The following is a 24,834-nucleotide window of genomic DNA, read 5'->3' as shown; positions in this document are numbered from 1 at the left end:
TTCAGGGACCGGGGGGAAGGTCGATGTCGACCTTGACCACCTGCTCGATTCCCGGCTGATACGTGACGGGCTCGGACGGGGTGGGGCCGAACGTCGGACTCAACTCACCGCCGGGGCCGGCGAACTGGACGTTGAAGGCCGGCCTCATCGGCGCGCTCGTGATGTACAGCGCCTCGCAGACGCCGTCGGAGAGCCGAGAGCGGTAGAACTGACCGACGGCCACTTTGGGGCTATCGGTCGCAATGCCGCCCTCGGAGAGGACCACCGACGATCCTCGGCGAACGGGCCCGAGCGCTGACGTGCCGACGCACTGGTCGTCACCGTCGACCGGGGCGAACGACTGGCGGATCTGCACGTAGACCGCGGTGCCGACGGTCGGCTCCGCTGCCGCCGACGGCGCCGCGACCAAACTTGCCGCTGCGCCGGCGGCAAGGGCGATTGCGAGCCGTTTCATGGCAGTCAGCCTAACCAGTGCCCGGCACCAGCCAGCGTCCGGAGAACGCCCGCCAGCCGACGAACACGAGCCGCAGCACCATGAACGTCGACAGCCCGGCCCAGATACCGAGCAGGCCCCAGCCGTAACCCAGCGACAGCCAGATCAACGGCAGGAACCCGACCAGCGCACTGATCAATGTGGCATTGCGCATGAACTTGGCGTCACCGGCACCCAGCAGCACGCCGTCGAGCGCGAAAACGATTCCGGCGACCGGCAATTGAGCGACCATGAACCACCACGGGACGCCAATCGCGTCGAGCACCGAACGGTCGTCGGTGAAAATGCTCGGGATGACCGAGGCGCCGACGGCGAACACACCTGCCAGCAGCGCGGAGGCGAGGGTGGAGAAGATCGTGACCCGCCACGCCACCGATCTTGCGTGCGCCAGCTGACCCGCGCCCAGCGCGGCACCCACCAGCGACTGTGCGGCGATCGCCAGCGAGTCCAGCACCAGGGCAAGGAAATTCCACAGCTGCAGGACCACCTGGTGCGCCGCGACCGCCGCGGCCCCGAACCTGGCGGCGACAGCGCCCGCGGAGACGAAGCACGCCTGGAAGGCCAAGGTGCGCAACAGCAGATCACGCCCCAGCACGACCTGTGCCCGCAGGATCGCCGGATCGATCCGCCTGGACACCCGCTCCACGTACAGGGCGCGCAGGAAGAGGAGCGCAGCGAGCCACTGCCCGACGAGGTTGGCCAACGCCGAGCCCTCGAGTTCGAGCCTCGGCATCCCCAGCCAGCCATACACCAGCAGTGGGCACAGCACGGCCGACAACACGAACCCCGTCACGACATAGCGCAGCGGGCGCACGGTGTCCTGCACGCCGCGCATCCACCCGTTGCCCGCCGCCGATATGAGGATCGCCGGAACGCCGAAAATCGCGATGCGGACCCACGGCAGGGCCTCGTCCGCGATCTCGCCGCCCTCCGAAGCCCCGGCCAGCGCTGATACGAGCGGTACAGCGCCGAGCTGGACCGCGACGACGATCACCATGCCCAGACCCAGTGCCAGCCACGTCGCCTGCAGGCCTTCACCGACCGCGGCCCGGCGATCGCCGGCCCCGAAGAACCGCGCCGAGCGCGCGGTGGTGCCGTAGGACAAGAACGTCATCTGGGAGCTGAGCGTCGCCAGGATCAGCCCGCCGATGGCGAGGCCGGCCAGCGGCAGGGCACCCAGACGGCCGACGATGGCGATGTCGAACAGCAGATACATCGGCTCTGCGGCCAGCACCCCGAGAGCCGGTAGCGCCAGGCCGGCGATGCGGCGGCCGGTCATCCCCGGCTGACGCGTGGGCCCAGTCGGGACCGCCGGGCCGTCGGCCGGTTCAGTCAATGTGCCGGCTGATGGAGGCGCGCGCAGACAGAGTCAGCGGAGGGCCTCGCGGAGCGCCCGGACGACGTCGTCGGCGGACCCGTTCGCCGAATAGCCGGCCGCCTGTCGGTGCCCACCGCCGCCGAACGTGCTGGCGAGCGTCGCCAGGTCGTAGGACTTCGAGCGCATCGACACCGACCAGTGCCCGGGCTCGATCTCCTTGAAGACCGCGGCCACCTCGGCCTGCTGCGTCGTGCGCACGATGTCGACGATGCTCTCGACTTCCTCCGGCCGCGCCTTCGCCCATTCCTGGTGTCCCACAACGGTATACACCAGGCCGCGACCGTCGGCGGCGTCAGGCAGCAGTTGCGCCGACGCCAGCACGCGCGACAGCATCGGCAACCACGCGAACGGGTGCGTGTCGAGCAGGGTCCGGCTAATCGAGGCGTTGTCCACGCCCAACTCGACGAGCCGGGCGGCCAGCCGGTGCGCGCGGGCGCTGGCCCAGCGGAATGAACCGGTGTCGGTGGTGAGCCCGGCGTACAAACAGTGCGCTACGCCGAGATCGATCGGCTTGCCCCAGGCGTCGAGGAGTTCGGCCACCAGCATGGTGGTGGAGTCCGCGGAGGGGTCGACGAAGTTGGCGGTGCCGAACATCAGGTTGGAGGCGTGGTGGTCGATGACCAACACCTCGCGGTCGGGGTCGGCCAGCTCACTCAGTGCACCGAGGCGATTGACGCTGGGGATGTCGACGGTCACCACCAGATCGGCGTCACGGAGCATCGCGCCGGGTTCGACGAGAAGGTGTGCGCCGGGCAGTGTCTGCAGCGATTCGGGCAGCTCGGCCGGTGCGGCGAAGCTGACCTGAACGGTTTTGCCCGAATTGTCGAGCACCAGCGCCAAAGCCAAACCGGCGCCCAACGTGTCCGCGTCGGGATACACGTGGCACACGACACTGACACTGTGTGCCGCGGCCAGCAGGTCGGCCGCGCCGCGGGCGTCTATCCGGTCGCCCTTGGCTGGTGCGTCAGTCGCTTTGTCGATCGCGGTCACCGGTGTCCTCAGCGTCGAACTCGTCGTCTCGGTCCCCACCGCTTCCCAGCGCCCCTTCTACACGGTACGGGTCAGCATCCCCGGCGTGCTGGGCACCTTCACGAACTCTCGCCAAATCCTCATCCGCGGCGCGCGCGCGAGCCAGCAGCTCCTCCATCCGGTTCGCCGCATCGGGCACGGTGTCCCGCGCGAACGCCAAGGTCGGGGTGAAGCGCACGCCAAGCGCCGCTCCCACCCTCGAGCGCAGCACACCCGTCGCCTTCGACAGGCCGGCCTCCGCGCCGGCGTAATCCGGCTCCTCGTCGAGCGAACTGCCCAGCACGGTGTAGTACAGCGTGGCGTCGTGCAGGTCGTTCGTCACCTTGGCGTCGGTGATCGTCACGCCGGCCAGTCGCGGATCCTTGATCTCGTACTCGATCGCCGTGGCGACGATCTCGGATATGCGCTTGGCCAGCCGGCGTGCCCGTGCCGGATCAGGCATGCTCAGGCCCTCTGTTCTTCGCCTGAGCGGCTCATCACGTGCGTTCCTTCTCGACGAGCTCGTACGCCTCGATCACGTCGCCTTCCTTGATGTCGGAGTACGTCAGCGTGAGACCACACTCGTAGCCGTCGCGCACCTCGGTGACGTCGTCCTTCTCCCGTCGCAACGACGAGATCGTGACGGTCTCGGCCACCACGACGTTGTCGCGAAGCAGTCGCGCCTTCGCGTTGCGCCGGATGAGACCGGAGGTGACGAGGCAACCGGCGATGTTGCCGACCTTCGACGAACGGAAGATCGCGCGGATCTCGGCGCGGCCGAGCTCCTTCTCCTCGTAGACCGGTTTGAGCATGCCTTTGAGCGCACTCTGGATCTCGTCGATGGCCTGGTAGATCACCGAGTAGTACCGGATGTCGACGCCCTCGCGGTTGGCCAGCTCGGTGGCCTTGCCCTCGGCACGGACGTTGAAGCCGATGATGATCGCATCCGAAGCCGACGCCAGGTTGACGTTGGTCTCGGTGACACCACCGACGCCGCGGTCGATGACACGCAGCTCGACCTCGTCGTCGATCTCGATACCCAGCAGGGCCTCTTCCAGCGCCTCGACGGTGCCGGAGTTGTCGCCCTTGAGGATCAAGTTCAGCTGCGACGTCTCCTTCAACGCTGCATCGAGATCGTCCAGGCTGATCCGCTTGCGCGTGCGCGCGGCCAGTGCGTTGCGCTTGCGCGCGCTGCGCCGGTCGGCGATCTGCCGGGCGATGCGGTCCTCGTCGACGACAAGCAGGTTGTCACCGGCGCCGGGCACCGACGTGAACCCGACAACCTGCACCGGGCGTGACGGCAGCGCCTCTTCGACATCCGCGCCGTGTTCGTCGACCATGCGCCGGACGCGGCCATACGCGTCGCCGGCCACGATCGAGTCACCGACGCGCAGCGTGCCGCGCTGGATGAGCACCGTGGCAACCGGTCCGCGACCGCGGTCCAGGTGCGCCTCGATGGCCACACCCTGGGCTTCCATATCGGGGTTCGCCCGCAGGTCGAGTGCGGCATCTGCGGTCAGCAGCACCGCCTCGAGCAGCGCCTGGATGTTCGTGCCCTGCTTCGCCGAGATGTCGACGAACATCGTGTCGCCACCGAAGTCCTCAGCCACCAGGTTGTACTCGGTGAGCTGGGCCCGGATCTTGGACGGGTCGGCGCCCTCTTTGTCGATCTTGTTGACCGCCACCACAATCGGCACGTCGGCCGCTTGTGCGTGGTTGATGGCCTCCACCGTCTGCGGCATGACGCCGTCGTCGGCCGCGACGACCAGGATCGCGATGTCGGTGGCCTTCGCACCGCGCGCACGCATGGCGGTGAACGCCTCGTGGCCCGGGGTGTCGATGAAGGTGATCGGACGTTCGCTGCCGTCGTGTTCGACGGCAACCTGGTAAGCGCCGATGTGCTGGGTGATGCCGCCGGCCTCGCCCTCACGCACGCTGGCGTTACGGATGGTGTCGAGCAGTCGGGTCTTGCCGTGGTCGACGTGACCCATGACGGTGACGACCGGAGGCCGCTGCTCGAGATCGTCCTCGCCGCCTTCGTCCTCGCCGTAGGTGAGGTCGAAGGACTCCAGCAGTTCGCGGTCCTCGTCCTCCGGGGACACGACCTGCACGACGTAGTTCATCTCGCCGCCGAGCAGTTCGAGCGTCTCGTCGCCGACGGACTGCGTCGCGGTCACCATCTCGCCGAGGTTGAACAGCGCCTGCACCAGGGCTGCCGGGTTCGCGTCGATCTTCTCGGCGAAGTCCACCAGCGAAGCACCGCGAGCCAACCGGATGGTCTCGCCATTGCCGTGCGGCAACCGCACGCCACCGACGACGGGCGCCTGCATGTTCTCGTATTCGGCGCGTTTCGCCCGCTTCGACTTGCGTCCTCGCTTGGGCGCACCGCCGGGACGGCCGAAGGCACCTGCGGCTCCACCGCGCTGCCCGGGACGGCCACCGCCACCGGGACGACCGCGGAAACCGCCGCCGCCGCCCGCGGGCGCGCCGCCGCCACCCCCGGCGCCACCGCCGCGGTAGTTACCACCACCGCCGCCGCCACCAGGACCGCCGGGGCGACCGCCACCGGCGCCGCCGCCGGGACCACGGCCACCTGGACCGGGACGCGGGCCGCCGGGGCGACCGCCGCCGGCGCCGACACCTGGCCGGGGTCCGGCCGGACGCGGCGGCATATTGCCCGGCGACATGCCCGGGCGAGGAGCCCCTGGCCGCGGGGCACCCGGACGGGGTGCCTGCGGACGCGGAGCCGGCCGCTCGACCGGCGTCTGGGACGAGAAAGGATTGTTGCCGACGCGCGGGGCCCGCGCGGCGGGCTTGGGCGCCGGGCCTGGCCGCGGACCGGGCGTCGCACCCGGGGTCGGGCCAGGCTGAGCGGGGGGTGCGGCCGGCGGGGCCGCGGGTTGCGGCGTCGCAGCGGCTGCCGGGGGTGCCGCAGGCTCCGCGGGTGCTGCGGGCGCGGGCGGAGGCGCAGGCGCCGCCGGCTTGGGAGCGCCGGGCTTTGCGGTCGTCGCGGCGGGCTTGGCCGGCGCGCCGGCCGACGAACCATTGCCACTTGCCGGGGCCTTTTCCGCGGCGGGTTTGCCGCCGCCGAAGGATTCGCGCAACCGGCGCGCAACGGGGGCCTCCACAGTGGAGGACGCGGATTTGACGAATTCGCCCTGATCGCTCAGGCGGGCGAGAACTTCCTTACTGGTGACACCGAGCTCTTTTGCCAACTCGTGTACACGGGCCTTACCTGCCACTACAACTCCTGTCTAGGAGGCGGCAGCGGTGGTCGGCGCCGCGCCTCGGGTTAGCTATGACGCATGGTCATCGAGACTTCACGGTGTGCTCATGTTCTTCGCTACCTGTCCTGTCGCCTTGGTGCGCGGCCACTTCAGCGCCTCGAACTGCGCTCAAGTGCTCTTGCACCGCGGTGGTGTCCGGTGAACCGGTGATCCGTAACGCTCGGACGAATGCTCGCCGTCGGATTGCTGCGTCTAGACACTGCGGATCGGGATGCAACCAGGCACCCCGCCCCGGCAGCTTTCTGGCGGTGTCAACGGTCACGGCACAGTCGCCATTCCCGCCGTCCGCAGCCACTACACGAAGCAGTTCGACGGCCAGCTCTCGCTTCCGGCAGCCGACGCACGTACGGACCGGTCCCTCTGGTCGTTTATGCGGCGAAGCCGGAGTCTCGCGCTGGATCACGGTTCAGTCTAGCCATACCTGGTCGATGCACCTAAATGGCGTCCGTGCCGATCGGTCGCGGCACCAACGGCGGGTCATCCAGCCGGTACGGCCTCTGCATCGCTGCGGATGTCGATACGCCAACCCGTCAGCCGGGCCGCGAGCCGAGCGTTTTGCCCTTCCTTGCCGATCGCGAGCGACAGCTGGAAATCCGGCACGACGACGCGGGCGGCGCGAGCGGCCTCGTCGATGACGCTCACCGACACGACCTTGGCCGGCGAGAGCGCGTTGGCCACGAACTTCGCCGGGTCGGGGTCGAAGTCGATGATGTCGATCTTCTCGCCGGACAGCTCGCTCATCACGTTGCGTACCCGCTGGCCCATGGGACCGATGCAGGCGCCCTTGGCGTTGAGCCCCGGCACCCGCGACGTCACCGCGATCTTGGACCGGTGGCCGGCCTCGCGGGCGACCGCCACGATCTCGACCGACCCTTCGGCGATCTCGGGGACCTCCAGCGAGAACAACTTGCGCACCAGGTTGGGGTGGGTGCGCGACAGCGTGATCAACGGCTCGCGTGCGCCGCGGGTGACGCCGACGACATAGCAACGCAGGCGGTCGCCGTGTTCGTAGCGCTCCCCCGGCACCTGTTCGGCCGACGGGATGACGCCTTCGGATCCCTTGGTCTCACTGCCCATGCGGACGACGACGAGGCCTCGCGCATTGGCTCGGGCATCGCGCTGGATGACACCGGCGACGATGTCACCCTCGCGGGCCGAGAACTCGCCGTAATTCTTCTCGTTCTCGGCATCGCGCAACCGCTGCAGGATCACCTGACGCGCGGTGGTCGCCGCGATACGGCCGAAACCCTCTGGCGTGTCGTCCCATTCGGAGATGACGTTGCCGTCCTCGTCGGTTTCTCGCGCGAGCACCTGCACGACGCCAGTCTTGCGGTCGATCTCGATGCGCGCGTCCGCCTCGTGCCCCTCGGTGTGGCGGTATGCCGTCAGCAGCGCCGACTTGATGGTCTCGACGACGACGTCGACCGAAATCCCTTTGTCAGCCTCAATGGCGTGCAATGCCGCCATGTCGATGTTCACCGCGGGCCCCCCTTCCCAGCTTGACCGGTCAGCTCCAACTCACGCTTGTTCGGAGGTGAAAACTCAACCTGTACAACCGCTTTGGCGATGTCTTCCATCGACAGCTCACGGACCGACAGATCGGCACCACGCCCTTTACGTATCACCAATCGCACGGTGCCATCGCTGGTTTCAGCTAATCTGCCAGTCAATTCGGCACCATCGGCGAGCGTCAGCTCGACCTTGCGGCCGCGCGCGCGGCGGAAGTGCTTCTCGGTGGTCAGCGGGCGGTCCACTCCTGGCGACGTGACCTCGAGGACGTATGGCGTCGCGTCGCCGTCGACCCGGTCCAAGAGTTCGGATGCGGACCGTGACAGTGCGGCGGCCGAATCCAGATTCAGACCGTCGTCGCTATCGGCCACCACCGTGATGCGGGGCGGACGTGCGGCGGCGTCAATAGTGACGTCTTCGATGTCGTAGCCTGCGCGCGCGAATTCGCCACCAAGCAGCTCGATGACCTGCTGCTGCGAAGGTAATCCCGCAGACCGCTCTGTCACGGCGAGCTCCTCATCTTGAATTGTTCGGACACAGGTTCGGCGTGTCCTGGCACTTGGACACTGAAACCGCCTTTCAACGATACGCCAGCGCCGCCGCGGCAACCGGCAAAAGCGCGGTGGGCGTCGGCGGTCGCTGCAATGGCAAGATGTTGCACGTGCCGAGCCCGAACCCGACCGTCAGCAGGCGGCGAGTGCTGATCGGTACGGCGGCCTTGGCATTGATCGGCGCGTCGGTGGCCGCATGCGGTTCGTCGGAACCGCCTCCCGAGGTCGACGAGCTGGCCGCCCAACTCGAACGGGCCCGCACCGACAGCCAATTGGCCACCGACGCGGCGGCCGCCGCACGCGGCGACATCGTCGAGGCCTTGAACGCCGTCGCGTCCGAGCGAGCGGCGCACGCCCAGGCGCTGACCGACGAACTGGTCAGGATGCGCGGGACGGATGCGCCCACCGCCACCCCGACCAGCACGACGGCAGCGCCGTCCGCTGCCCCGACTGTGAAGGACGTCATCTCCGCGCTGACGCAGTCCGCGGCCAGCGCGACCGAGCTGGCGACCAAGATGTCGGGTTACCGAGCCGGCCTGTTGGGCTCGATCGCCGCGGCATGCACCGCGGCCTACACCGTGGCACTGGTTCCGCCGGGGAGCGCGCGATGACGTCCCCCGAACCGACACCCTCGACGACGACGTCGTCGCGGGCCGCCGAACCCACCAGCCCGTCGCGGCCGCAGAACGCCGCCGACGCCGCGCTGTTCGACGCGATCGCGACCGCGCAGGCGTCGATCTACGGCTACGGGATCGTGTCGGCTCATTCCGTCCCCGACCTGAACTATCTCGTGTCGTCGTCGATGGCCGCGCACCGCCAACAGCGCGAAGAGGCGTTGGCGATGCTGCAGGGGCGTTCCGTGGACGCCCCGCTGCCCGCGGCAGGGTACGAGTTGCCGATGGAGGTGGACAACCCCACCGATGCGGCCAATCTCGCGGTGCGAATGGAGGAAGACTCCGCGGTCGCCTGGCGGGCCGTCGTGGAACAGGCCACCGACGAGAAGGAGCGCGCGTTCGCGGTGGGCGCGCTGACGGATTGCGCCGTCAGGGCGGCACGATGGACCCGCGCTCTGGGCACGACGCCGATCACCGTCGCCTTCCCCGGCGGCTCTGAATAGACCCGACCCGGCGCGCAGAGCACTCAGGTTCGCAGTGCCGTCCAGATGTCAGTGGCCGCGTTTTCGATTGGGATTTCCCGGTTTTCGCCGGTTAATCGGTTGCGCAACTCCACGACGCCGTCGGCCCAGCCGCGGCCGACCACCACGATCCACGGCACACCGAGTAGCTCGGCGTCCTTGAATTTGATTCCAGGTGAGGCTTTCCGGTCATCGAGCAGCACCTCCAGACCTTGGGCGTCCAACGCGGTGGCCAGCTCTTCGGCGCCGGCGCGGGCGGCGTCGTCCTTGTTGGCGATGACGACGTGCAGGTCGAACGGGGACACCGACGACGGCCAGCGCAGTCCCAGCTCGTCGTGGTGCTGTTCCGCGATCACCGCGACCAGCCGCGACACCCCGATGCCGTAGGACCCCATGGTCAGGCGCACCGGCTTTCCGTTCTCGCCGAGCACATCGGCCTCGAACGCATCGGTGTACTTGCGGCCCAACTGGAAGATGTGGCCGATCTCGATTCCGCGGGCCGACACCAGGGGTCCTGCACCGTCGGGTGACGGATCACCGTCGCGCACCTCGGCCGCCTCGATCGTGCCGTCGGCGACGAAGTCCCGTCCGGCGACCAGGCCCACCACGTGCTTTCCCGGTTCGTCGGCGCCGGTGATCCACGACGTGCCGTCGACCACCCTCGGGTCGACCAGGAAACGAACTTTGTTGGCCAGCAACGCTTTCGGGCCGATATAGCCTTTGACCAGGAATGGGTGCTTGGCGAAGTCGGCGTCGTCGAGCAGCGCGTACTCGGCCGGTTCCAGCGCGGCGCCCAACCGCTTGTCGTCGACCTCGCGATCGCCGGGCACGCCGACGGCCAGCAGCTCCCAGTCACCACCGGGCACCCGGGTCTTCAGCATCACGTTCTTGAGCGTGTCCGCGGCGGTGACCTCGCGGTCCAACACCGAGTTGGCCCAAGCGACGAGCGTCGCGATCGTGGGCGTGTCCGGGGTGTCGTACACCCTGGCGTCGGGCTGACCCTCGATCGGCAGCGCGTCCGGGACTGCCGTCGTGACGGCCTCCACGTTGGCGGCATAGCCGGATTCATCGCAGCGCACGAACGTGTCCTCGCCGATGTCGCTTTCGGCCAGGAACTCCTCGGACGCACTGCCGCCCATGGCGCCGGACACCGCCGAGACGATCACGTACTCCACGCCCAGCGTGTCGAAGATGCGTTGGTACGCAGCGCGATGCGCCTGATACTGCGCCCGCAGTCCGTCGTCGTCGACGTCGAACGAATACGAATCCTTCATGACGAACTCACGCCCCCGCAGGATGCCGGCCCGCGGGCGCGCCTCGTCGCGATACTTCGTCTGGATCTGGAACAGCAGCAGCGGGAAATCCTTGTAGCTGCTGTACTCCCCCTTCACCGTCATGGTGAAGAACTCTTCGTGCGTCGGCCCCAGCATGTAGTCGTTGCGCCTGCGGTCCTGCAGCCGGAAGACGCCGTCGCCGTATTCGGTCCAGCGATTCGTGACCTCGTAGGGCGCCTTGGGCAGCAGCGCGGGGAACAGAATCTCCTGCCCGCCGATACGGTTCATCTCGGTGCGGACGACCGCCTCGATCTTGCGCAGCACGCGCAGACCCAGCGGCAGCCAGCTGTACAGCCCGGGGCCGATCGGGCGGACGTAGCCCGCCCGGATCAACAACTTGTGGCTGGCAACCTCGGCGTCGGCCGGGTTGTCACGCAGGGTGCGCAGGAACAGCTGCGACATGCGGGTGATCACAGCCGCCAACCTTACTGACCGGCGCGCCCTTAGAGCTCGCCCGCCTCGACCGCCTCGCGGGTGTGCTGAGCGGCCGCGATCTGACGTGCCGAGAATCCGATCCAGAACGCCGTGACGCCGACGATCACCGCAACGCCTGCGACCCAGAGCAACGAGTAGGTGTAGCCGTAGCCCAGCGCATCAAGCTGCGCGGGCGTCATGTCCTTGACCGGACCCGTCGTACCGCCGAGATAGAGCGTGCGGGAGGTCTGCACGGCCTGGATCACGACCAGGACCACTGGACCGCCGAGGTTCTGCACCATCAGCGTGATCGACGACACCGGGCCGATCTCCTTCGGTCCCACCCCGGCGATCGCACACAACGGCAGGATCACCGCGATCGCGCCGATGCCGAAGCCACCGACGATGACGAGTCCGAACAGGTCCGGAAAGTACGGGACGTCGCGGTCCAGCGTCGAGCCGTAGAGCATGGCGACGAGCACGAACAACCCGCCGCCGAGGATCAGCCAGCGCGGCGCGACATGTGGCGCGAACTTGGCCGCCACGATGCTGCCGATGCCGAACGCGATCGCAAACGGGATGAAACTCACGCCCGCGCGCAACGGTGAGTAGCCGAGCACATCCTGCACGAGCAGGCCGACCATCACGCTGAGCGTCAACATGACGCCGCCCGCGAGGAACAGCGAGATGAAGGTCATCACCCGGTTGCGGTTGTCGAACACCGAGAACGGCACGATCGGGTGGTCGGCCTGGCGCTCGACGATCAGGAACGCGATGAAGAAGATCGCCGAGGCGACGCCCGCGCCGATCACCCACGGGTCGACCCAGCCTCGCGGTGGGCCCTGCGTGAACACCAGGACCGCCGAGGTGCAACCCAGGGTGGCCAGGATGGCGCCGGTGACATCGAGCTTCAGCCGTTCGTGATGCGTCTCGTTGACCTTCAGGACGGCGACGATGATGATCACGATGCCGATCGGAATGTTGATCAGGAACGCCAGTCGCCACGAGACGACGGTCAAGGCGCCGCCGAGCACTAGCCCCAGGACCGAACCGATGCCCTGCATCGCGGCCGACACCGCCATCGCGCGATTACGGGCCTGCCCGACCGCGTACGTCGTCGCAATCAGGGCCAGGCCCGTCGGTGCGGCGATCGCCGCACCGGTGCCCTGCACCGCACGCGCGACGATCAGCGTGACGCCGTCGGTGGACAGCCCGCACACCAACGACGCGATTGTGAACACGCCGACGCCGGACAGGAACGCGCGTTTGTGGCCGATGGCGTCGCCGATGCGCCCGCCGAGCAGCAGCAGCCCACCGAAGGCGAGGACGTATGCGGTGATGACCCAGCTCTTGCCGGGGTCGGAGAGGCCGAGATCGGCCTGCATTCGAGGCAGCGCGACGATGACGATGGTGCCGTCGAGCGTCGACATGAGCTGCATGCCGGTGATCGCGATGATCGCCGGGCCCAGCACCGATGACGACAGCGGTTTGGTGGCCCGGTCCGACCCTGAGGAACCGCCCACCGCAGACATGGCTTGCCAGCCTACCGACCGGAGAATCGGGTGGAGTCAGTTGCGGTGTGCGCGACCAACTACACCGAAGTCACAGCTCTAGAGCTCGCCCTGGTCGATCGCGTCCTTGACTTCCTGCGCGTGCGCCACCTGCGAGGCGTTGTAGCCGATGAACAGGGCGACGGCGCCGACGATCACCGCGACCGCGGCGACCCACAGCAGACCGTAGGTATAGCCCTGATCCAGGGCGTGCAACTGCGCGGCGTCCATGTCCTTGACCGGGCCGTTGGTACCGCCCAGGTAGAGGGTGCGCGACGTGATGACGGCCTGGATGATGGCCAGCACGACCGGACCGCCGAGGTTCTGCAGCATCAGCGCGATCGCCGACACCGGGCCGATCTGGTCGAAGCCGACGCCGGCGATCGCCGACAGCATCAGCGGGACCACGATCATCCCGATGCCCAAGCCACCGATCGTGATCGGGATGACCAGGTTCGGGAAGTACGGGATGTTGGCATCCAGCGTGGAGCCGTAGATCATCGCACCGAGCACCAGAACACCGCCGGCGATCACCAGCCACCGCGGCGGGAACTTCTGCACCAGCTGCGACGACACGCCGAGGCCGATCCCGAGCGCGACCACGAACGGGATGAACCCGACGCCTGCCCTCAGCGGGCTGTAGCCCATCACGTCCTGGACGTACAGACCGATCAGCACGGTCAGCGTGAACATCACTCCGCCGGCCAGGAACACCGCGGCGAACGTCGCAACGCGGTTGCGGTCCTTGAACAGTTCCAGCGGCATCACCGGGTTCTCGGCGGTGCGCTCGACGTAGACGAACGCCAGCAGGAACGTGCAAGCGGCCAGACCGGAGCCGACGGTCAGCGGCGACACCCAGCCCTGCTCGGGCCCCATCGAGAACGCGAACACCGCGGCGGTGCAGCCGAGCGTGGCCAGGATCGCGCCGGTGGCGTCGAGCTTCAGCCGCTCACGGTGCGTTTCGCGCAGCGTCCTGCGGGCCAGGTGGATCATCAGCAGCCCGATGGGGATGTTGATGAGGAATGCCCAGCGCCAGGACACCTCGGTCAGCGCGCCGCCGACGATGAGGCCCATGACGGATCCGATGCCCGTCATGGCGGCGAAGATCGCGGTCGCGGCGTTGCGCGCGGGTCCCTTCGGGAACGTGGTCGCGATCAGCGCCAGAGCGGTCGGCGACGCGATCGCCGCGCCCACACCCTGCAGCAACCGGGCGGTGACCAGGGTCGCCTCGTTCCAGGCGAGACCGCACAGCACCGAGGCGATGGTGAACAGCGCGACGCCGACGATGAAGGTGCGCTTGCGCCCGATGACGTCGCCGAGGCGGCCACCGAGCAGCATCAGCCCGCCGAACGTCAGAACGTATGCGGTGATAACCCAGCTGCGACCAGCGTCGGAGAGGCTTAGCTCGTCTTGGATCTTAGGAAGCGCGACGATCGCGACGGTGCTGTCCATGGTGGCAAGCAGCTGCATGCCACCGATCGCGATGACCGCGGCGATGAACCGCCGCGAAGGCAGCCAAGCCGGGTACCTGCCGGTTCGCTCCTGGCCGGGGTAGCCCACATTCATAGGTAACGACCGGTTTGCCCCACCTTCGGCGTCGCGAAACATGGCTGCCCGCTCGGCGTCATTGAGAGCCGTCATGCGGGTTACCTTACAGTAATCTTAAGAATCCTTTAACCGCCGAAGGCCGCCACGGGGCCGATCACGATGATCGCCGGGGGGCGCACGCCGTCTTCGCGGATGCGTTCGGCGGCGTCGCCGAGGGTGGCTCGCAGGGTCCGCTGCGCTGCCGTGGTGCCGTGCTGTACGACCAGGACCGGCGTTTCTGCAGGTCGCCCACCGTCCAGCAGCGCCTTGGCGAACTGCTCGATGCGCTCGACGGCCATCAGCAGCACAATCGTGCCCGACATCTGGGCCAGCGCATTCCAATTCACTAACGATTCGGGGTGGTCAGGCGCAACATGCCCGCTGACCACGACGAACTCGTGGGTGACCCCTCGATGAGTGACGGGAACGCCCGCCAGCGCGGGCACCGCTATGGCACTTGTCACACCCGGCACGACTGTGACGGGAATCCCCGCGTCGGCACACGCGATCACCTCTTCGTAGCCCCGCGCGAACACGAACGGATCGCCGCCCTTGAGCCGCACCACGAACTTGCCGGCCCTGGCCCGGTCGACGAGCACCTCGTTGATGGCGTCCTGGGCCATGGCGCGCCCGTACGGGATCTTGGCGGCGTCGATGACCTCGACATGCGGCGAGAGCTCGGCGAGCAGTTCCGGCGGCGCCAGGCGGTCTGCGACGACGACGTCGGCCTGGGCCAGCATGCGCCTGCCGCGCACGGTGATCAGTTCGGGATCGCCGGGGCCGCCGCCGACCAACGCCACCCCACCGGGCAGCACACCCGGCGTCTCGCCGGCGATGAGCCCCTGCTGCAGGGCCTCGTGGACAGCCGACCGGATCGCCGCCGACCGGCGGTGGTCTCCACCTGCGAGCACCCCGACGGCCAGGCCTTCGTACTCGAACGAGGCGGGGGTCACCGCGGTGCCCTCGCGGGCGACGTCGGCCCGCACACAGAAGATCCGGTTCCGTTCGGCCTCGGCGACGACGGCGGCGTTGACGGCCGGATCGTCGGTCGCCGCGATCGCGTACCAGGCGCCGTTCAGATCGCCGTCACGAAACTCTCTGAGTTCCAACGTGATTCCATCCATGGCCTCGACCGCCGGAGTGGCGCTGCGGGAGATGACGTGCACGTCGGCGCCATTGGCCACCAGCAGCGGGAGCCGCCGTTGCGCCACGGTGCCGCCTCCGACGACGACGACCTTCCTGCCACCAAGGCGCAGGCCGACGAGGTAGGCGTTCTCGGTCACCTGCCGAGTTTAGAGGTTGTGGTGGCTGGAGTAGAAACTCGACTCCGCCGCGGCGACGAAGCGCGATATCGCTTGCGGGTGTGCGGCCGGATGGGTATGCAGGTAGCTCGCGTGCACACCGCCGTCTACCGCACCGTCTTCGGTCCGGTTGGCCGGGCGGTCGCCGAACACCCAGGCTGGTGCATATTCTTTGGTGAATTCCACTGCAGTGCGATGGAATTCGTGACCGACGGCACGGTCCCCGATTTCGTACAGCGGCGATTCGGTTACCGCGACGGCGTTGCGGTAGCCCAGCGTCAGGCGGTCGGTGAAGTGTGCCGAGCCGGACAGCACACCACACATCGGCTGCCCGTCGAGATCGTCGACCAGATAAGCCAGCCCGGCACATTCGGCGTGCACCGGTGCACCGGATGCGGCGAGGCTCTTGATCTGTTGCCGCACAACCGCATTGCCCGACAGTTCGGTACCGAACTGTTCCGGGAAGCCGCCGGGTAGGACGAGTGCCGCGGTCCGCGGCGGCAGCGGTTCGGTCAGCGGGTCGAATTCCACGACGTCGGCGCCGCTTCCCACTAGCAGTTCGCGGTGCTCGGCGTAACCGAAGCTGAACGCCTTGCCCGCGGCGAGCGCCACCGTCACGTCCTCGGTGACGGGACCCCCGGCCGCGGGATCCCAGGGCTCGTCGGCGACTCGGCTGGCCGCGATCTCGGCGATCGCCGACAGGTCGACGTGACGTTCGACGCGGCCGATCATCGCCGCCACCGCGGTACGGGCCCGGATGCCGTGCTCGACGGCTGTCACGAGGCCGAGATGTCTTGACGGAACGGATAACTCGTCGACTCTCGGGATGGCGCCGAACACCGTCAGCCCGGCGTGTTCACACGCCTGCCGCAGCACCTCCTCGTGGCGCGCTGACCCGACCCGGTTGAGGATGACGCCGGCAACCCGGATCGTCGAGTCGAACGTCGAGAAGCCGTGCAGCAGTGCGGCGGCGCTGTGACTCTGGCCACGTGCGTCGACCACCAGGATCACCGGCGCACCGAGCAGGGCCGCCACGTGCGCGGTGGACCCTTCGGCGAGGCCCGTGAAGCCGTCGGCGATCCGCCCGTCGAACAGGCCCATCACGCCCTCGACGACTGCGATGTCGGCCGCGGCGCTGCCATGCCGATACAGCGGGCCGATGCGATGTTCGCCGACCAGCACCGGGTCGAGGTTGCGGCCGGGGCGCTGTGCGGCCAGTGCGTGGTATCCGGGGTCGATGAAGTCGGGCCCGACCTTGAACGGCGCGACGGAGTAGCCCGCCTTCCGTAGGGCACCCATCAAACCCGTTGCCACAGTGGTCTTTCCACCGCCGGATGCCGGGGCGGCGATGACCACGGCGGGGGTACTCACCATTCGATGCCCTTTTGGCCCTTGCGGCCGGCGTCCATCGGGTGTTTGACCTTGGTCATCTCGGTGACGAGGTCCGCGGCGTCGAGCAGTTTCTGCGGGGCGTCGCGGCCGGTGATGACCACATGCTGGGTACCGGGCCTTCGCGTCAGCACCTCGATCACTCCGTCGACGTCGATCCAGCCCCACTTCAGCGGATAGGTGAACTCGTCGAGCACATAGAAGTCGTGGCGTTCCTCGGCGAGGCGGCGGGTGATCTCTGCCCAGCCGTCGGCCGCGGCGGCCGCGTGATCGTCTTCGTTGCCGTGCTTACGCGACCACGACCAGCCCGCACCCATCTTGTGCCATTCGACGGCGCCGCCGACCCCGTGCTCGTCGTGCAGCCGACCCAGCTGGCCGAAGGCCGCCTCTTCGCCGACCTTCCATTTGGCGCTCTTGACGAACTGGAACACCGCCACGGAAAAGCCCTGATTCCACGCCCGCAACGCCATTCCGAACGCGGCGGTCGACTTGCCCTTGCCTGCACCGGTGTGCACCGCGAGCAGTGGGGCGTTGCGTCGAGCGCGGGTGGTCAGCCCGTCCTCGGGGACGGTGGCCGGTTGACCCTGAGGCATGGGTACCTCCCTCCCCTAACTTCGTTGTGGGCCCATAACTTAGGCGGCGGTGCGGACGACGTCGGTGAGGTTATCCGCGCGCAGGTGCGCCAGCCGCACCGCGGGAGCACCCAGGTGGCCGGCCAGTTGCTCGGCCAAACCCAATCGCACATAGGAAGTCTCGCAGTCGACCACCACGGCGGTCGCACCTTCGGCCACCAGCCGGGCGGCCGCCTCCCGTGCGCGTCCCAGCGGATCAGGACCGCCGGTGGCTCGGCCGTCGGTCAGCACCACCACCAGACTGCGGCGTGCCCGGTCCCGCGCCTTCTCCCGAACCACCACGTCACGCGCGGCCAGCAGCCCTTGCGCCAAAGGAGTTTTGCCGCCGGTGTCGAAACGGGCCAGGCGGCGGCTCGCGATGTGCACCGACGTCGTCGGCGGCAGCAGCAACCGGGCATCGGTCTGGCGGAACGTGATGACGGCGACCTTGTCGCGCCGCTGATACGCGTCGCGCAACAGCGACAGCGCGGCTCCGCTGACCGCCGACATCCGGTCGCGGGCGGCCATCGATCCCGACGCGTCTACGACGAAGATCACCAGATTGCCTTCCCGCCCTTCCCGAACGGCGTGACGCACGTCGTCCACCGTGGGCCGCGGACGCCCGGGCACCCGCTGGTGTTCGGCCGCGGCGAGCAGCGTCCCGAATACGTGCAGTCCGTGTCCCTCGTTTGCGTGTGTGGTCGACGAGATGACGGTGCCCGTGCGGTTGCGTGCCCGGGATCTGCGTCCAGGCGCCCCGTCGCCCACGCCGGGGACGACGAGCGTTCGGGTGCGGAACACCGCGGACGGCGCTGCGCTGGGTTGAGTGGATGAACTCGAATTTCCCTGTGGCGCAGCCTGATCCGATGAATCACGGGGCGAGGTCTCGCCGCCGCCGGGTGGGTCGGGCTCCGGCTCCGGGTCCGGGTCGGCAGACTCCCCCGCCTGTTGCATCGCTTCATCGAGCTGTTCGGGATCCAGACCGGGATCGTCGAACGGGTCGCGACGTCGCCGGTGCGGCAACGCGAGTTCGGCGGCCACCCGGATGTCTTCCTCGGCGACCGTGTCGGCACCGCGCCACGCGGCGTGCGCAACCGCCGTCCTGGCCACCACCAGATCAGCGCGCATACCGTCGACGTCGAACGCCGCGCAGAGGGCTGCGATCCGCCGTAACTCGCTGTCCGGCAACGTCACCGAGCTCAATCTGTCGCGCGCCGAGGCAATGCGGCCGACCAGTTCGGCGTCGGCCTCGGCATAGAGTTCGGCGAACCCGGCCGGGTCCGCCTCGAAAGCCATCCGTTGCCGGACGACCTCGACCCGTACATCGACATCACGGGAGGCGTGCACGTCGACGGTGAGGCCGAACCGGTCGAGCAGCTGGGGGCGCAGTTCGCCCTCTTCGGGATTCATGGTCCCGACAAGTACGAACCGCGCGTCGTGGCTGTGCGAGACGCCGTCGCGCTCGACGTGCACCCGCCCCATCGCGGCGGCGTCCAGAAGCACGTCGACGAGGTGGTCGTGCAGCAGATTGACCTCGTCGACGTAGAGAACTCCGCCGTGCGCACGGGCCAGCAGCCCGGGCGAGAACGCATGCTCACCGTCGCGCAGCACCTTCTGCAGGTCAATCGAGCCGACGACACGGTCCTCGGTCGCCCCGATGGGCAATTCGACCAGCGCGGCCCCGTCCACCGCGGCCAGCACCTCGGCCAAGCCGCGCACGGCAGTCGACTTCGCCGTGCCTTTCTCGCCGCGGATCAGCACGCCACCGATCTCCGGGCGCACCGCACACAGCAGCAGCGCCAGGCGCAGGCGGTCATGGCCGACGATCGCGCTGAACGGGTAGACCGTCATGACTTGACCATGGGGACGTGCGGGATGCCGTCGTCGAGGAATTCGGCCCCGTCGCGGACGAATCCGTGGTGGGCGTACATCTCCTCGAGGTAGGTCTGCGCGTTGATGCGGCACGGGTAGTCGCCGACCTCGGCGAGTGCCGCCTGCAGCAGTCGGGTGGTGTGCCCCTGGCCGCGCGCCTCTCGCTTGGTGCAGACGCGGCCGATGCGAAAGCCCTTCTGGCCGCCGGGATGTTCTTCCATCAGCCGCAGTGTGCAGATGACCTCTCCGTCGGCCCTTTCGAGCCAGAAGTGGCGGGTCTCGGTGAGCAGATCGCGCCCATCCAGTTCCGGGTACGGGGTGGCCTGTTCGACGACGAAGACCTCGACGCGCAACTTCAGCAGTTCGTAGAGCGTCGCGGCGTCCAGATCCTTGGCCCAGCTTCGGCGTAGCGCGACCGTCATCGGGCGCTCACCGCCCCCACGTGGTCCTCGACTACCGAGTCCACGGCTACCTGCGGGTCAGCCACCCGGTCGATCATCCTCCATGCTCGGTTTGGTCCTGCCTGGCGGATTTCAGGTTAGCCCCGGCCATCTCCGGCCGTCGCCCCAGGTGGGCCGCGAGCCACGACTAAGCTCATCTGGGTGACCGAGTGGACGGCGGATGTGCTGGCTGGCTACCGGCAACAGACGTTCGAGTTGGGGCCCGACCCCGACGGAGAAGGGCTGCTGGTCGCCACGCTGGTGCGCCGCGGCGCCGTCAACCCGTCGGCCACCCGTGCCGTGCTGGTGGTACACGGTTTCACCGACTACTTCTTCCACACCGAACTGGCGGATCACCTGACCGATCGCGGGTTTGCGTTCTACGCGCTGGATCTGCACAAATGCGGGCGATCGTGGCGGGAGGGCCAGACACCTCACTTCACCACCGACCTGGCCCGCTACGACCACGAGCTGATCCGCGCGTTGGGCGTTATCAACACCGAGACGTCGGCCGACGTGCTCGTCTACGGGCACTCCGCGGGCGGGCTCATCGTGTCATTGTTCCTGGACCGCCTCCGCAGTCACGGATTGACGCAGCGCAACCGTGTCAGCGGGTTGGTGCTGAACAGCCCCTGGCTGGATCTGCAGGGTCCGGCGTTCCTGCGCGCCGCTCCCACCGGAGCGGCGATCGCGGCGCTGTCCCGAGTTCGCAAGAAGACCGTGGTGCGCGCACCGGTCCCGGAGGGTGGCTACGGCTCGACGCTGCACCGCGACTACTCGGGCGAATTCGACTACGACCTCAGATGGAAGCCCATCGGCGGATTCCCGGTGACGTTCGGCTGGATCCACGCCATCCGGCGCGGCCACGCCAAACTTCACCGCGGGCTCGACGTCGGTGTGCCCAACCTGATCCTGCGGTCGGATCGCAGCGTGCGCGAGGTGTCCGACCCGGACGTCATCCAGCGCGGGGACGCCGTGCTCGACGTCAACCAGATCGCCCGCTGGGCCGGCTGCATCGGCAACCGGAGCACCGTCGTGCCGATCACCGACGCCAAGCATGACGTGTTTCTCTCCGTTCCCGAAGCGCGCCAAGCCGCCTACGACGAATTGGACCGTTGGCTTGACGCCCACGTCGCAGGGTCGACGACGCAACCCGACCGAGGGGTGACCAGATGACTCACTTCGACATCGCAATCATCGGAACCGGTTCGGGCAACTCGATCCTCGATGAGCGCTACCACGACCGACGGGTGGCGATCTGCGAACAGGGCGTGTTCGGCGGGACGTGTCTCAACGTTGGCTGCATCCCGACCAAGATGTTCGTCTACGCCGCCGGTGTCGCCCAAGAGGTAAGGGAGTCATCGCGTTACGGCATCGACGCCCATCTCGACGGGGTGCGGTGGCCAGACATCGTGTCCCGAGTGTTCGGCCGCATCGATCCGATCGCAGACGGCGGCGAGAACTATCGGCGGTCCTCACCGAACGTCGAGGTCTTCGGTAGCCACGCGCGTTTCGCGAAATCGAAGCCCGACGGCCGCTATGCCTTGCGCACCGACGACGGCGACGAATTCACCGCCGATCAGGTGGTGATCGCGGCGGGCTCCAGAGCCATCGCGCCCGACGCCGTGACGGCATGCGGGGTGAGCTATCACACCAGCGACACCATCATGCGTATCGCGGACGTGCCCGAGCACTTGATCATCATCGGCGGTGGTTTCATCGCCTGCGAGTTCGCCCATATCTTCTCGGCGCTCGGCAGCCACGTGACGCTGATGATCCGCGGCAGCACCCTGCTGCGCGGCCACGACGACGATATCGCCATGCGGTTCACCGACATCGCGTCGAGGAAATGGGAGATCCGCAATCACCACGAGCTGGCCGACGCGCACAACGTCGGCGACGGTGTCGAGATCACCTGCACGGACGGCTCGAAGGTGCGGGGCGACGCGCTGCTCGTCGCCACTGGGCGCGTTCCCAACGGGGATCGGCTCGACGCAGAATTGGCCGGTGTCAAGGTCAATGCCAATGGACAGGTCGTCGTCGACGAGTTCCAGCGCACCACCGCGCGCAACGTGTTCGCACTCGGCGACGTGTCGTCGGACTATCAGCTCAAGCATGTGGCCAATCATGAGGCGCGCCGCGTGAAACACAATCTCCTGCAGGACTGGGACGACACCGACGCGCTCATGCCGTCCGACCATCGCAATGTGCCCTCGGCCGTCTTCACCGACCCGCAGATCGCGAGCGTCGGGCTGACTGAAAACCAAGCGCGGGCAAAAGGTTTGAATATCAAGGTCAAGATTCAGGATTACGGCGACGTCGCGTACGGCTGGGCCATGGAGGATACGACGGGCATCGCGAAGATCATCGTCGACGACGACAGCGGCCTGATACTCGGCGCGCACATCATGGGACACCAGGCGTCGTCGCTGATTCAGCCGCTGATCCAGGCGATGAACTTCGACCTGGCGGCACAGGACATGGCGCGCGGCCAGTACTGGATCCATCCCGCACTGCCCGAAGTGATCGAGAATGCACTGCTGGCACTCTGCGGCGAACCGCCCTGGCCGCCGTCCAAGCGCCATTGACCGCCCCCGCGGTGGCGGGCTCGGTGGTGCAGTCGGCGCCGTTGGGCCGGAATATGCAGCGGGTGGTCATCCATGCCCCCGAGCTGAGCCTCCTGCAGCTGCCACGGTTCGGGGACACAGCGCTCGGAATCTATTTCGGCACAACCGATGATGACGGTCGGGCGGCCCGGACCTATTCCGTCCGGGAGCACGACCCGTCGGCCTGCCGCGTCACCGTTGACGTCGTCCTGCACGTCGGTGATCGCACCGCCCGCGGGGGTGACGCGGCGGGAATGCGGTGGGCGACCGGCGCCGCGCCCGGAGACCGTGTCGAACTCGCCCACGCCAAATCCTGGTTCCAGCCCCCACGTGATGCCGATCGCCACGTCCTCGTCGCCGACCTTGCCGGATTGCCCGCGCTCGCGCGGCTGATCGAACAGCCCGCGCATAGCCACACGGTCGCGATCGTGGAGGTGCCCGACGAGGACGACCTCGACTACCTGCCCAAGCGCGCCACGGTGCGACTCGTCAGCTCCGTCGGCACCGGAAACGGTCTGACGGACAGCGTTTTGGCGCGCCTGGTCGCGCGAAACTGCCCGGCGAGCGGCCTCGGATACTGCTGGTTCGCAGGTGAGGCGTCCGAGGCGCGCAAGGTCCGCAAATTGCTGCGCCACGAGTATGGCTGGGCAGCAGATCAATTGGACGTGGTCGGCTACTGGCGACGTGATGCGCAGGCGTGGTCGGCACGCTTCGCAGCCCACGGACCCCGGATGTACTCGATCTACGAGCGTGCGATCGCTGAAGGCAAGAGCGAGAAGGTTGCGCTCGAGGAGTTCGACGATGCCCTGGAGCGGCTAGGGCTTTGAGCAGCGGCGTCCTGCGAGGGTCGACGTTCCGTCGCCTCAACGACCTTTGACCGAGAAGCCCCACGGCAGCTCGAGGCGGTGCGAGGCAAGCAATTCCGAATCGGACAGAATGTCGGTGATCGCGCCGTCCGCGACGATGACGCCACCGTCCATCACCACGGCCCGGTCGCACAGCTGTGCCGCATAGGGCAGGTCATGCGTGACGATCAACATGGTGGCGTTCAGCCCCGAGAGCGTCTCGGCCAGTTCGCGCCGCGCCACCGGGTCCAGGTTCGCCGAGGGCTCGTCGAGCACGAGGATGTCCGGCTGGCACGCCAGCACGGTGGCCAATGCCGCCCTGCGCCGCTGACCCGCCGACAGATGGGTGGGACTACGTTCGGCGTCTTCGGTCAACGACACGACCTCGAGCGCGCTCGCCACCCGGGCGGCGAGCTCCTCACCGCGCAGCCCGAAATTCGCCGGACCGAAAGCGACGTCCTGCGCGACCGTCGGCATGAACAACTGGTCGTCGGGGTCCTGGAAGACCAAACCGACGCGCCTGCGGATGTCGTGAAGGCTCTTGCGGTTCAGCGGGATTCCGCTGATCTGCACCGACCCGGTCGTCGCGGTCAGCACACCGTTGAGATGCAACATCAACGTCGTCTTGCCCGCCCCGTTTGGGCCGAGCACCGCGACCCGTTCGCCATCGGCCACCTCGAGGTCGACGCCGTCGAGGGCCACCTGCCCGTCCGGATAGACGTGGCGCAGCGTCTCGACGCGGATCGCGCTCACAGCGTCACCCACGCCGCCACCGATACGACGACCGCCGCGGCAGCCGGCAGCATCGCCACCACCCACTGCGACGCCACCGCCCTCGGTGGAGCGCCGATCACCGCGAGATCCGGTGCCCTACCGTCGAATCCACGTGACAGCATCGAGGCGTACACCCGCTCGCCGCGTTCGTAGGAGCGCAGGAACAACGCTCCGATGCCAGTCGCGACCGCGCGGGCCTGATGCAGCGCCCGCGGCGAGTCACCGCGCGCGATCCTGGCCATCCGCATACGGCTCACCTCAGCCGCGAGCAGGTCGATGTAACGGATCATCAGCACCAGCACCGATGTCACCACCGCGGGAACTGCCAGCCGGCTCAGCGCGGCGGGTAGCTCGGTTGCGGATGTGGTCGCGGCGAGGGTCAACGCGGCCGCCACACCGAGTGTGCCCTTGACGACGATGCCCCACGCCGCCCACAGTCCGGCTACCGAAAGCTGCAGTCCCGCAACATCGATGCGCTGCCCGCCCTCGGCGAACGGCAAGAGGACGGCGAGCACCAGAAACGGCGCCTCGATCAGCATGCGCGGCAACACCCACCGCAGCGGTATCCGCGCGAGACGCCACGTCGCGACGATGATCACGGCGTATATCGCAAACGGCCAGAACATTTCCCGGGGCGTGGCGACGACGGCGAGGACGAACACCAGCAGACAGACGATCTTCACCTCGGCGGGTGTCCGGTGTACGGCCGACTCGTCGTGGCGATACAGCGGATGCGCGCCAGCACCCATG

Annotated in this window: 23 protein-coding genes; 5 read left to right on the top strand and 18 right to left on the bottom strand. The window is 68.0% G+C overall.

All coding sequences use genetic code 11. The features are described from left to right. Position 1: 1 nt before the first annotated feature. The 8 genes from BST47_RS20845 to rimP form a co-directional block, all read right to left on the bottom strand. Positions 2 to 454, bottom strand: coding sequence for a hypothetical protein (locus tag BST47_RS20845; protein WP_083127546.1), 453 nt, complete (start codon positions 452 to 454; stop codon positions 2 to 4). Between the two features lie 10 nt (positions 455 to 464). Further along, the gene (locus BST47_RS20840; RefSeq protein WP_083127545.1) at positions 465 to 1,829 is read right to left on the bottom strand and encodes an MATE family efflux transporter; all 1,365 of its coding nucleotides are present in this window, start codon (positions 1,827 to 1,829) and stop codon (positions 465 to 467) included. Between the two features lie 33 nt (positions 1,830 to 1,862). Next, positions 1,863 to 2,861, bottom strand: a complete 999-nt coding sequence (locus BST47_RS20835) for a DHH family phosphoesterase (protein WP_083127544.1) — start codon at positions 2,859 to 2,861, stop codon at positions 1,863 to 1,865. After that, positions 2,836 to 3,342: a 30S ribosome-binding factor RbfA gene (rbfA, locus tag BST47_RS20830; RefSeq protein ID WP_083127543.1), complete on the bottom strand. Its 507-nt coding sequence runs from the start codon at positions 3,340 to 3,342 to the stop codon at positions 2,836 to 2,838. The genes BST47_RS20835 and rbfA overlap by 26 nt, the downstream gene beginning before the upstream one ends. 34 nt (positions 3,343 to 3,376) lie before the next feature. Continuing rightward, a complete protein-coding gene (gene infB, locus BST47_RS20825; RefSeq protein WP_083127542.1) occupies positions 3,377 to 6,121 on the bottom strand; it encodes a translation initiation factor IF-2 in 2,745 nt (914 codons plus the stop codon). Positions 6,122 to 6,188: 67 nt separating this feature from the next. Then, positions 6,189 to 6,569, bottom strand: coding sequence for a YlxR family protein (locus tag BST47_RS20820; RefSeq protein ID WP_083127541.1), 381 nt, complete (start codon positions 6,567 to 6,569; stop codon positions 6,189 to 6,191). A 74-nt stretch (positions 6,570 to 6,643) separates the two neighbouring features. Beyond that, complete coding sequence (gene nusA / locus BST47_RS20815) at positions 6,644 to 7,645, bottom strand: transcription termination factor NusA (protein ID WP_083127540.1); 1,002 nt, start codon at positions 7,643 to 7,645, stop codon at positions 6,644 to 6,646. Beyond that, positions 7,642 to 8,181 (bottom strand): ribosome maturation factor RimP, encoded by a 540-nt coding sequence (gene rimP, locus BST47_RS20810; protein WP_083127539.1) that lies wholly within the window; start codon positions 8,179 to 8,181, stop codon positions 7,642 to 7,644. The genes nusA and rimP overlap by 4 nt, the downstream gene beginning before the upstream one ends. Before the next feature lie 146 nt (positions 8,182 to 8,327). Between rimP and BST47_RS20805 the strand changes: the two genes are divergently transcribed. Continuing rightward, a complete protein-coding gene (locus BST47_RS20805; protein WP_207568652.1) occupies positions 8,328 to 8,837 on the top strand; it encodes a hypothetical protein in 510 nt (169 codons plus the stop codon). Beyond that, positions 8,834 to 9,343, top strand: a complete 510-nt coding sequence (locus BST47_RS20800) for a ferritin-like domain-containing protein (protein WP_083127538.1) — start codon at positions 8,834 to 8,836, stop codon at positions 9,341 to 9,343. The genes BST47_RS20805 and BST47_RS20800 overlap by 4 nt, the downstream gene beginning before the upstream one ends. A 23-nt stretch (positions 9,344 to 9,366) precedes the next feature. Here BST47_RS20800 and BST47_RS20795 read toward each other — a convergent pair whose 3' ends face one another. The 8 genes from BST47_RS20795 to BST47_RS20760 form a co-directional block, all read right to left on the bottom strand. Further along, on the bottom strand, positions 9,367 to 11,109 hold the full coding sequence (locus BST47_RS20795; protein WP_083127537.1) for a proline--tRNA ligase: 1,743 nt from the start codon (positions 11,107 to 11,109) through the stop codon (positions 9,367 to 9,369). A 29-nt stretch (positions 11,110 to 11,138) separates the two neighbouring features. Next, positions 11,139 to 12,641 (bottom strand): MFS transporter, encoded by a 1,503-nt coding sequence (locus BST47_RS20790; RefSeq protein WP_083127536.1) that lies wholly within the window; start codon positions 12,639 to 12,641, stop codon positions 11,139 to 11,141. A 78-nt stretch (positions 12,642 to 12,719) separates the two neighbouring features. Then, positions 12,720 to 14,225, bottom strand: coding sequence for an MFS transporter (locus BST47_RS20785; protein WP_234809802.1), 1,506 nt, complete (start codon positions 14,223 to 14,225; stop codon positions 12,720 to 12,722). A gap of 107 nt (positions 14,226 to 14,332) precedes the next feature. Continuing rightward, a complete protein-coding gene (gene cobA, locus BST47_RS20780; protein WP_083127534.1) occupies positions 14,333 to 15,529 on the bottom strand; it encodes a uroporphyrinogen-III C-methyltransferase in 1,197 nt (398 codons plus the stop codon). A gap of 9 nt (positions 15,530 to 15,538) precedes the next feature. Further along, a complete protein-coding gene (locus BST47_RS20775) occupies positions 15,539 to 16,921 on the bottom strand; it encodes a cobyrinic acid a,c-diamide synthase CobB (protein ID WP_420094049.1) in 1,383 nt (460 codons plus the stop codon). Further along, positions 16,915 to 17,529: a cob(I)yrinic acid a,c-diamide adenosyltransferase gene (gene cobO, locus BST47_RS20770; RefSeq protein ID WP_083127532.1), complete on the bottom strand. Its 615-nt coding sequence runs from the start codon at positions 17,527 to 17,529 to the stop codon at positions 16,915 to 16,917. The genes BST47_RS20775 and cobO overlap by 7 nt, the downstream gene beginning before the upstream one ends. A 39-nt stretch (positions 17,530 to 17,568) precedes the next feature. Next, positions 17,569 to 19,398, bottom strand: a complete 1,830-nt coding sequence (locus BST47_RS20765) for a magnesium chelatase subunit D family protein (protein ID WP_083127531.1) — start codon at positions 19,396 to 19,398, stop codon at positions 17,569 to 17,571. Continuing rightward, positions 19,395 to 19,841: a GNAT family N-acetyltransferase gene (locus BST47_RS20760; protein WP_083127530.1), complete on the bottom strand. Its 447-nt coding sequence runs from the start codon at positions 19,839 to 19,841 to the stop codon at positions 19,395 to 19,397. The genes BST47_RS20765 and BST47_RS20760 overlap by 4 nt, the downstream gene beginning before the upstream one ends. 180 nt (positions 19,842 to 20,021) lie before the next feature. On the opposite strand from BST47_RS20760, the gene BST47_RS20755 reads away from it, so the two are divergent. Genes BST47_RS20755 through BST47_RS20745 form a run of 3 tightly spaced genes read left to right on the top strand, consistent with a single transcriptional unit; the run spans position 20,022 to position 23,292 of the window. Beyond that, the gene (locus tag BST47_RS20755; RefSeq protein ID WP_083127529.1) at positions 20,022 to 21,035 is read left to right on the top strand and encodes an alpha/beta hydrolase; all 1,014 of its coding nucleotides are present in this window, start codon (positions 20,022 to 20,024) and stop codon (positions 21,033 to 21,035) included. After that, positions 21,032 to 22,447 carry a mycothione reductase gene (gene mtr / locus BST47_RS20750; protein ID WP_083127528.1) on the top strand — a complete coding sequence of 472 codons (1,416 nt, stop codon included), beginning with the start codon at positions 21,032 to 21,034 and terminating at the stop codon, positions 22,445 to 22,447. The genes BST47_RS20755 and mtr overlap by 4 nt, the downstream gene beginning before the upstream one ends. Further along, positions 22,444 to 23,292 (top strand): siderophore-interacting protein, encoded by an 849-nt coding sequence (locus BST47_RS20745; RefSeq protein ID WP_234809798.1) that lies wholly within the window; start codon positions 22,444 to 22,446, stop codon positions 23,290 to 23,292. The genes mtr and BST47_RS20745 overlap by 4 nt, the downstream gene beginning before the upstream one ends. 36 nt (positions 23,293 to 23,328) lie before the next feature. Here the strand turns inward: BST47_RS20745 and BST47_RS20740 are convergent, their stop codons facing one another. Next, the gene (locus BST47_RS20740; RefSeq protein WP_083127527.1) at positions 23,329 to 24,075 is read right to left on the bottom strand and encodes an energy-coupling factor ABC transporter ATP-binding protein; all 747 of its coding nucleotides are present in this window, start codon (positions 24,073 to 24,075) and stop codon (positions 23,329 to 23,331) included. Next, positions 24,060 to 24,833: a cobalt ECF transporter T component CbiQ gene (gene cbiQ / locus BST47_RS20735; RefSeq protein WP_083127526.1), complete on the bottom strand. Its 774-nt coding sequence runs from the start codon at positions 24,831 to 24,833 to the stop codon at positions 24,060 to 24,062. The genes BST47_RS20740 and cbiQ overlap by 16 nt, the downstream gene beginning before the upstream one ends. Position 24,834: the final 1 nt, after the last annotated feature.

The sequence above is a fragment of the Mycolicibacterium tusciae genome (assembly GCF_002086795.1).
GTDB lineage: Bacteria > Actinomycetota > Actinomycetes > Mycobacteriales > Mycobacteriaceae > Mycobacterium > Mycobacterium tusciae.
Note: the sequence above shows the minus strand (reverse complement) of the source record. Positions and strands in the feature narration are given on the sequence as shown.

Coding starts and splice junctions, on each gene's coding strand:
- BST47_RS20845 (WP_083127546.1), bottom strand. CDS start 454: ATGAAACGGCTCGCAATCGCCCTTGCCGCCGGCGCAGCGGCAAGTTTG.
- rbfA (WP_083127543.1), bottom strand. CDS start 3,342: ATGCCTGATCCGGCACGGGCACGCCGGCTGGCCAAGCGCATATCCGAG.
- BST47_RS20805 (WP_207568652.1), top strand. CDS start 8,328: ATGTTGCACGTGCCGAGCCCGAACCCGACCGTCAGCAGGCGGCGAGTG.
- BST47_RS20800 (WP_083127538.1), top strand. CDS start 8,834: ATGACGTCCCCCGAACCGACACCCTCGACGACGACGTCGTCGCGGGCC.
- BST47_RS20790 (WP_083127536.1), bottom strand. CDS start 12,641: ATGTCTGCGGTGGGCGGTTCCTCAGGGTCGGACCGGGCCACCAAACCG.
- BST47_RS20785 (WP_234809802.1), bottom strand. CDS start 14,225: ATGAATGTGGGCTACCCCGGCCAGGAGCGAACCGGCAGGTACCCGGCT.
- BST47_RS20775 (WP_420094049.1), bottom strand. CDS start 16,921: ATGGTGAGTACCCCCGCCGTGGTCATCGCCGCCCCGGCATCCGGCGGT.
- cobO (WP_083127532.1), bottom strand. CDS start 17,529: ATGCCTCAGGGTCAACCGGCCACCGTCCCCGAGGACGGGCTGACCACC.
- BST47_RS20765 (WP_083127531.1), bottom strand. CDS start 19,398: ATGACGGTCTACCCGTTCAGCGCGATCGTCGGCCATGACCGCCTGCGC.
- BST47_RS20760 (WP_083127530.1), bottom strand. CDS start 19,841: ATGACGGTCGCGCTACGCCGAAGCTGGGCCAAGGATCTGGACGCCGCG.
- mtr (WP_083127528.1), top strand. CDS start 21,032: ATGACTCACTTCGACATCGCAATCATCGGAACCGGTTCGGGCAACTCG.
- cbiQ (WP_083127526.1), bottom strand. CDS start 24,833: ATGGGTGCTGGCGCGCATCCGCTGTATCGCCACGACGAGTCGGCCGTA.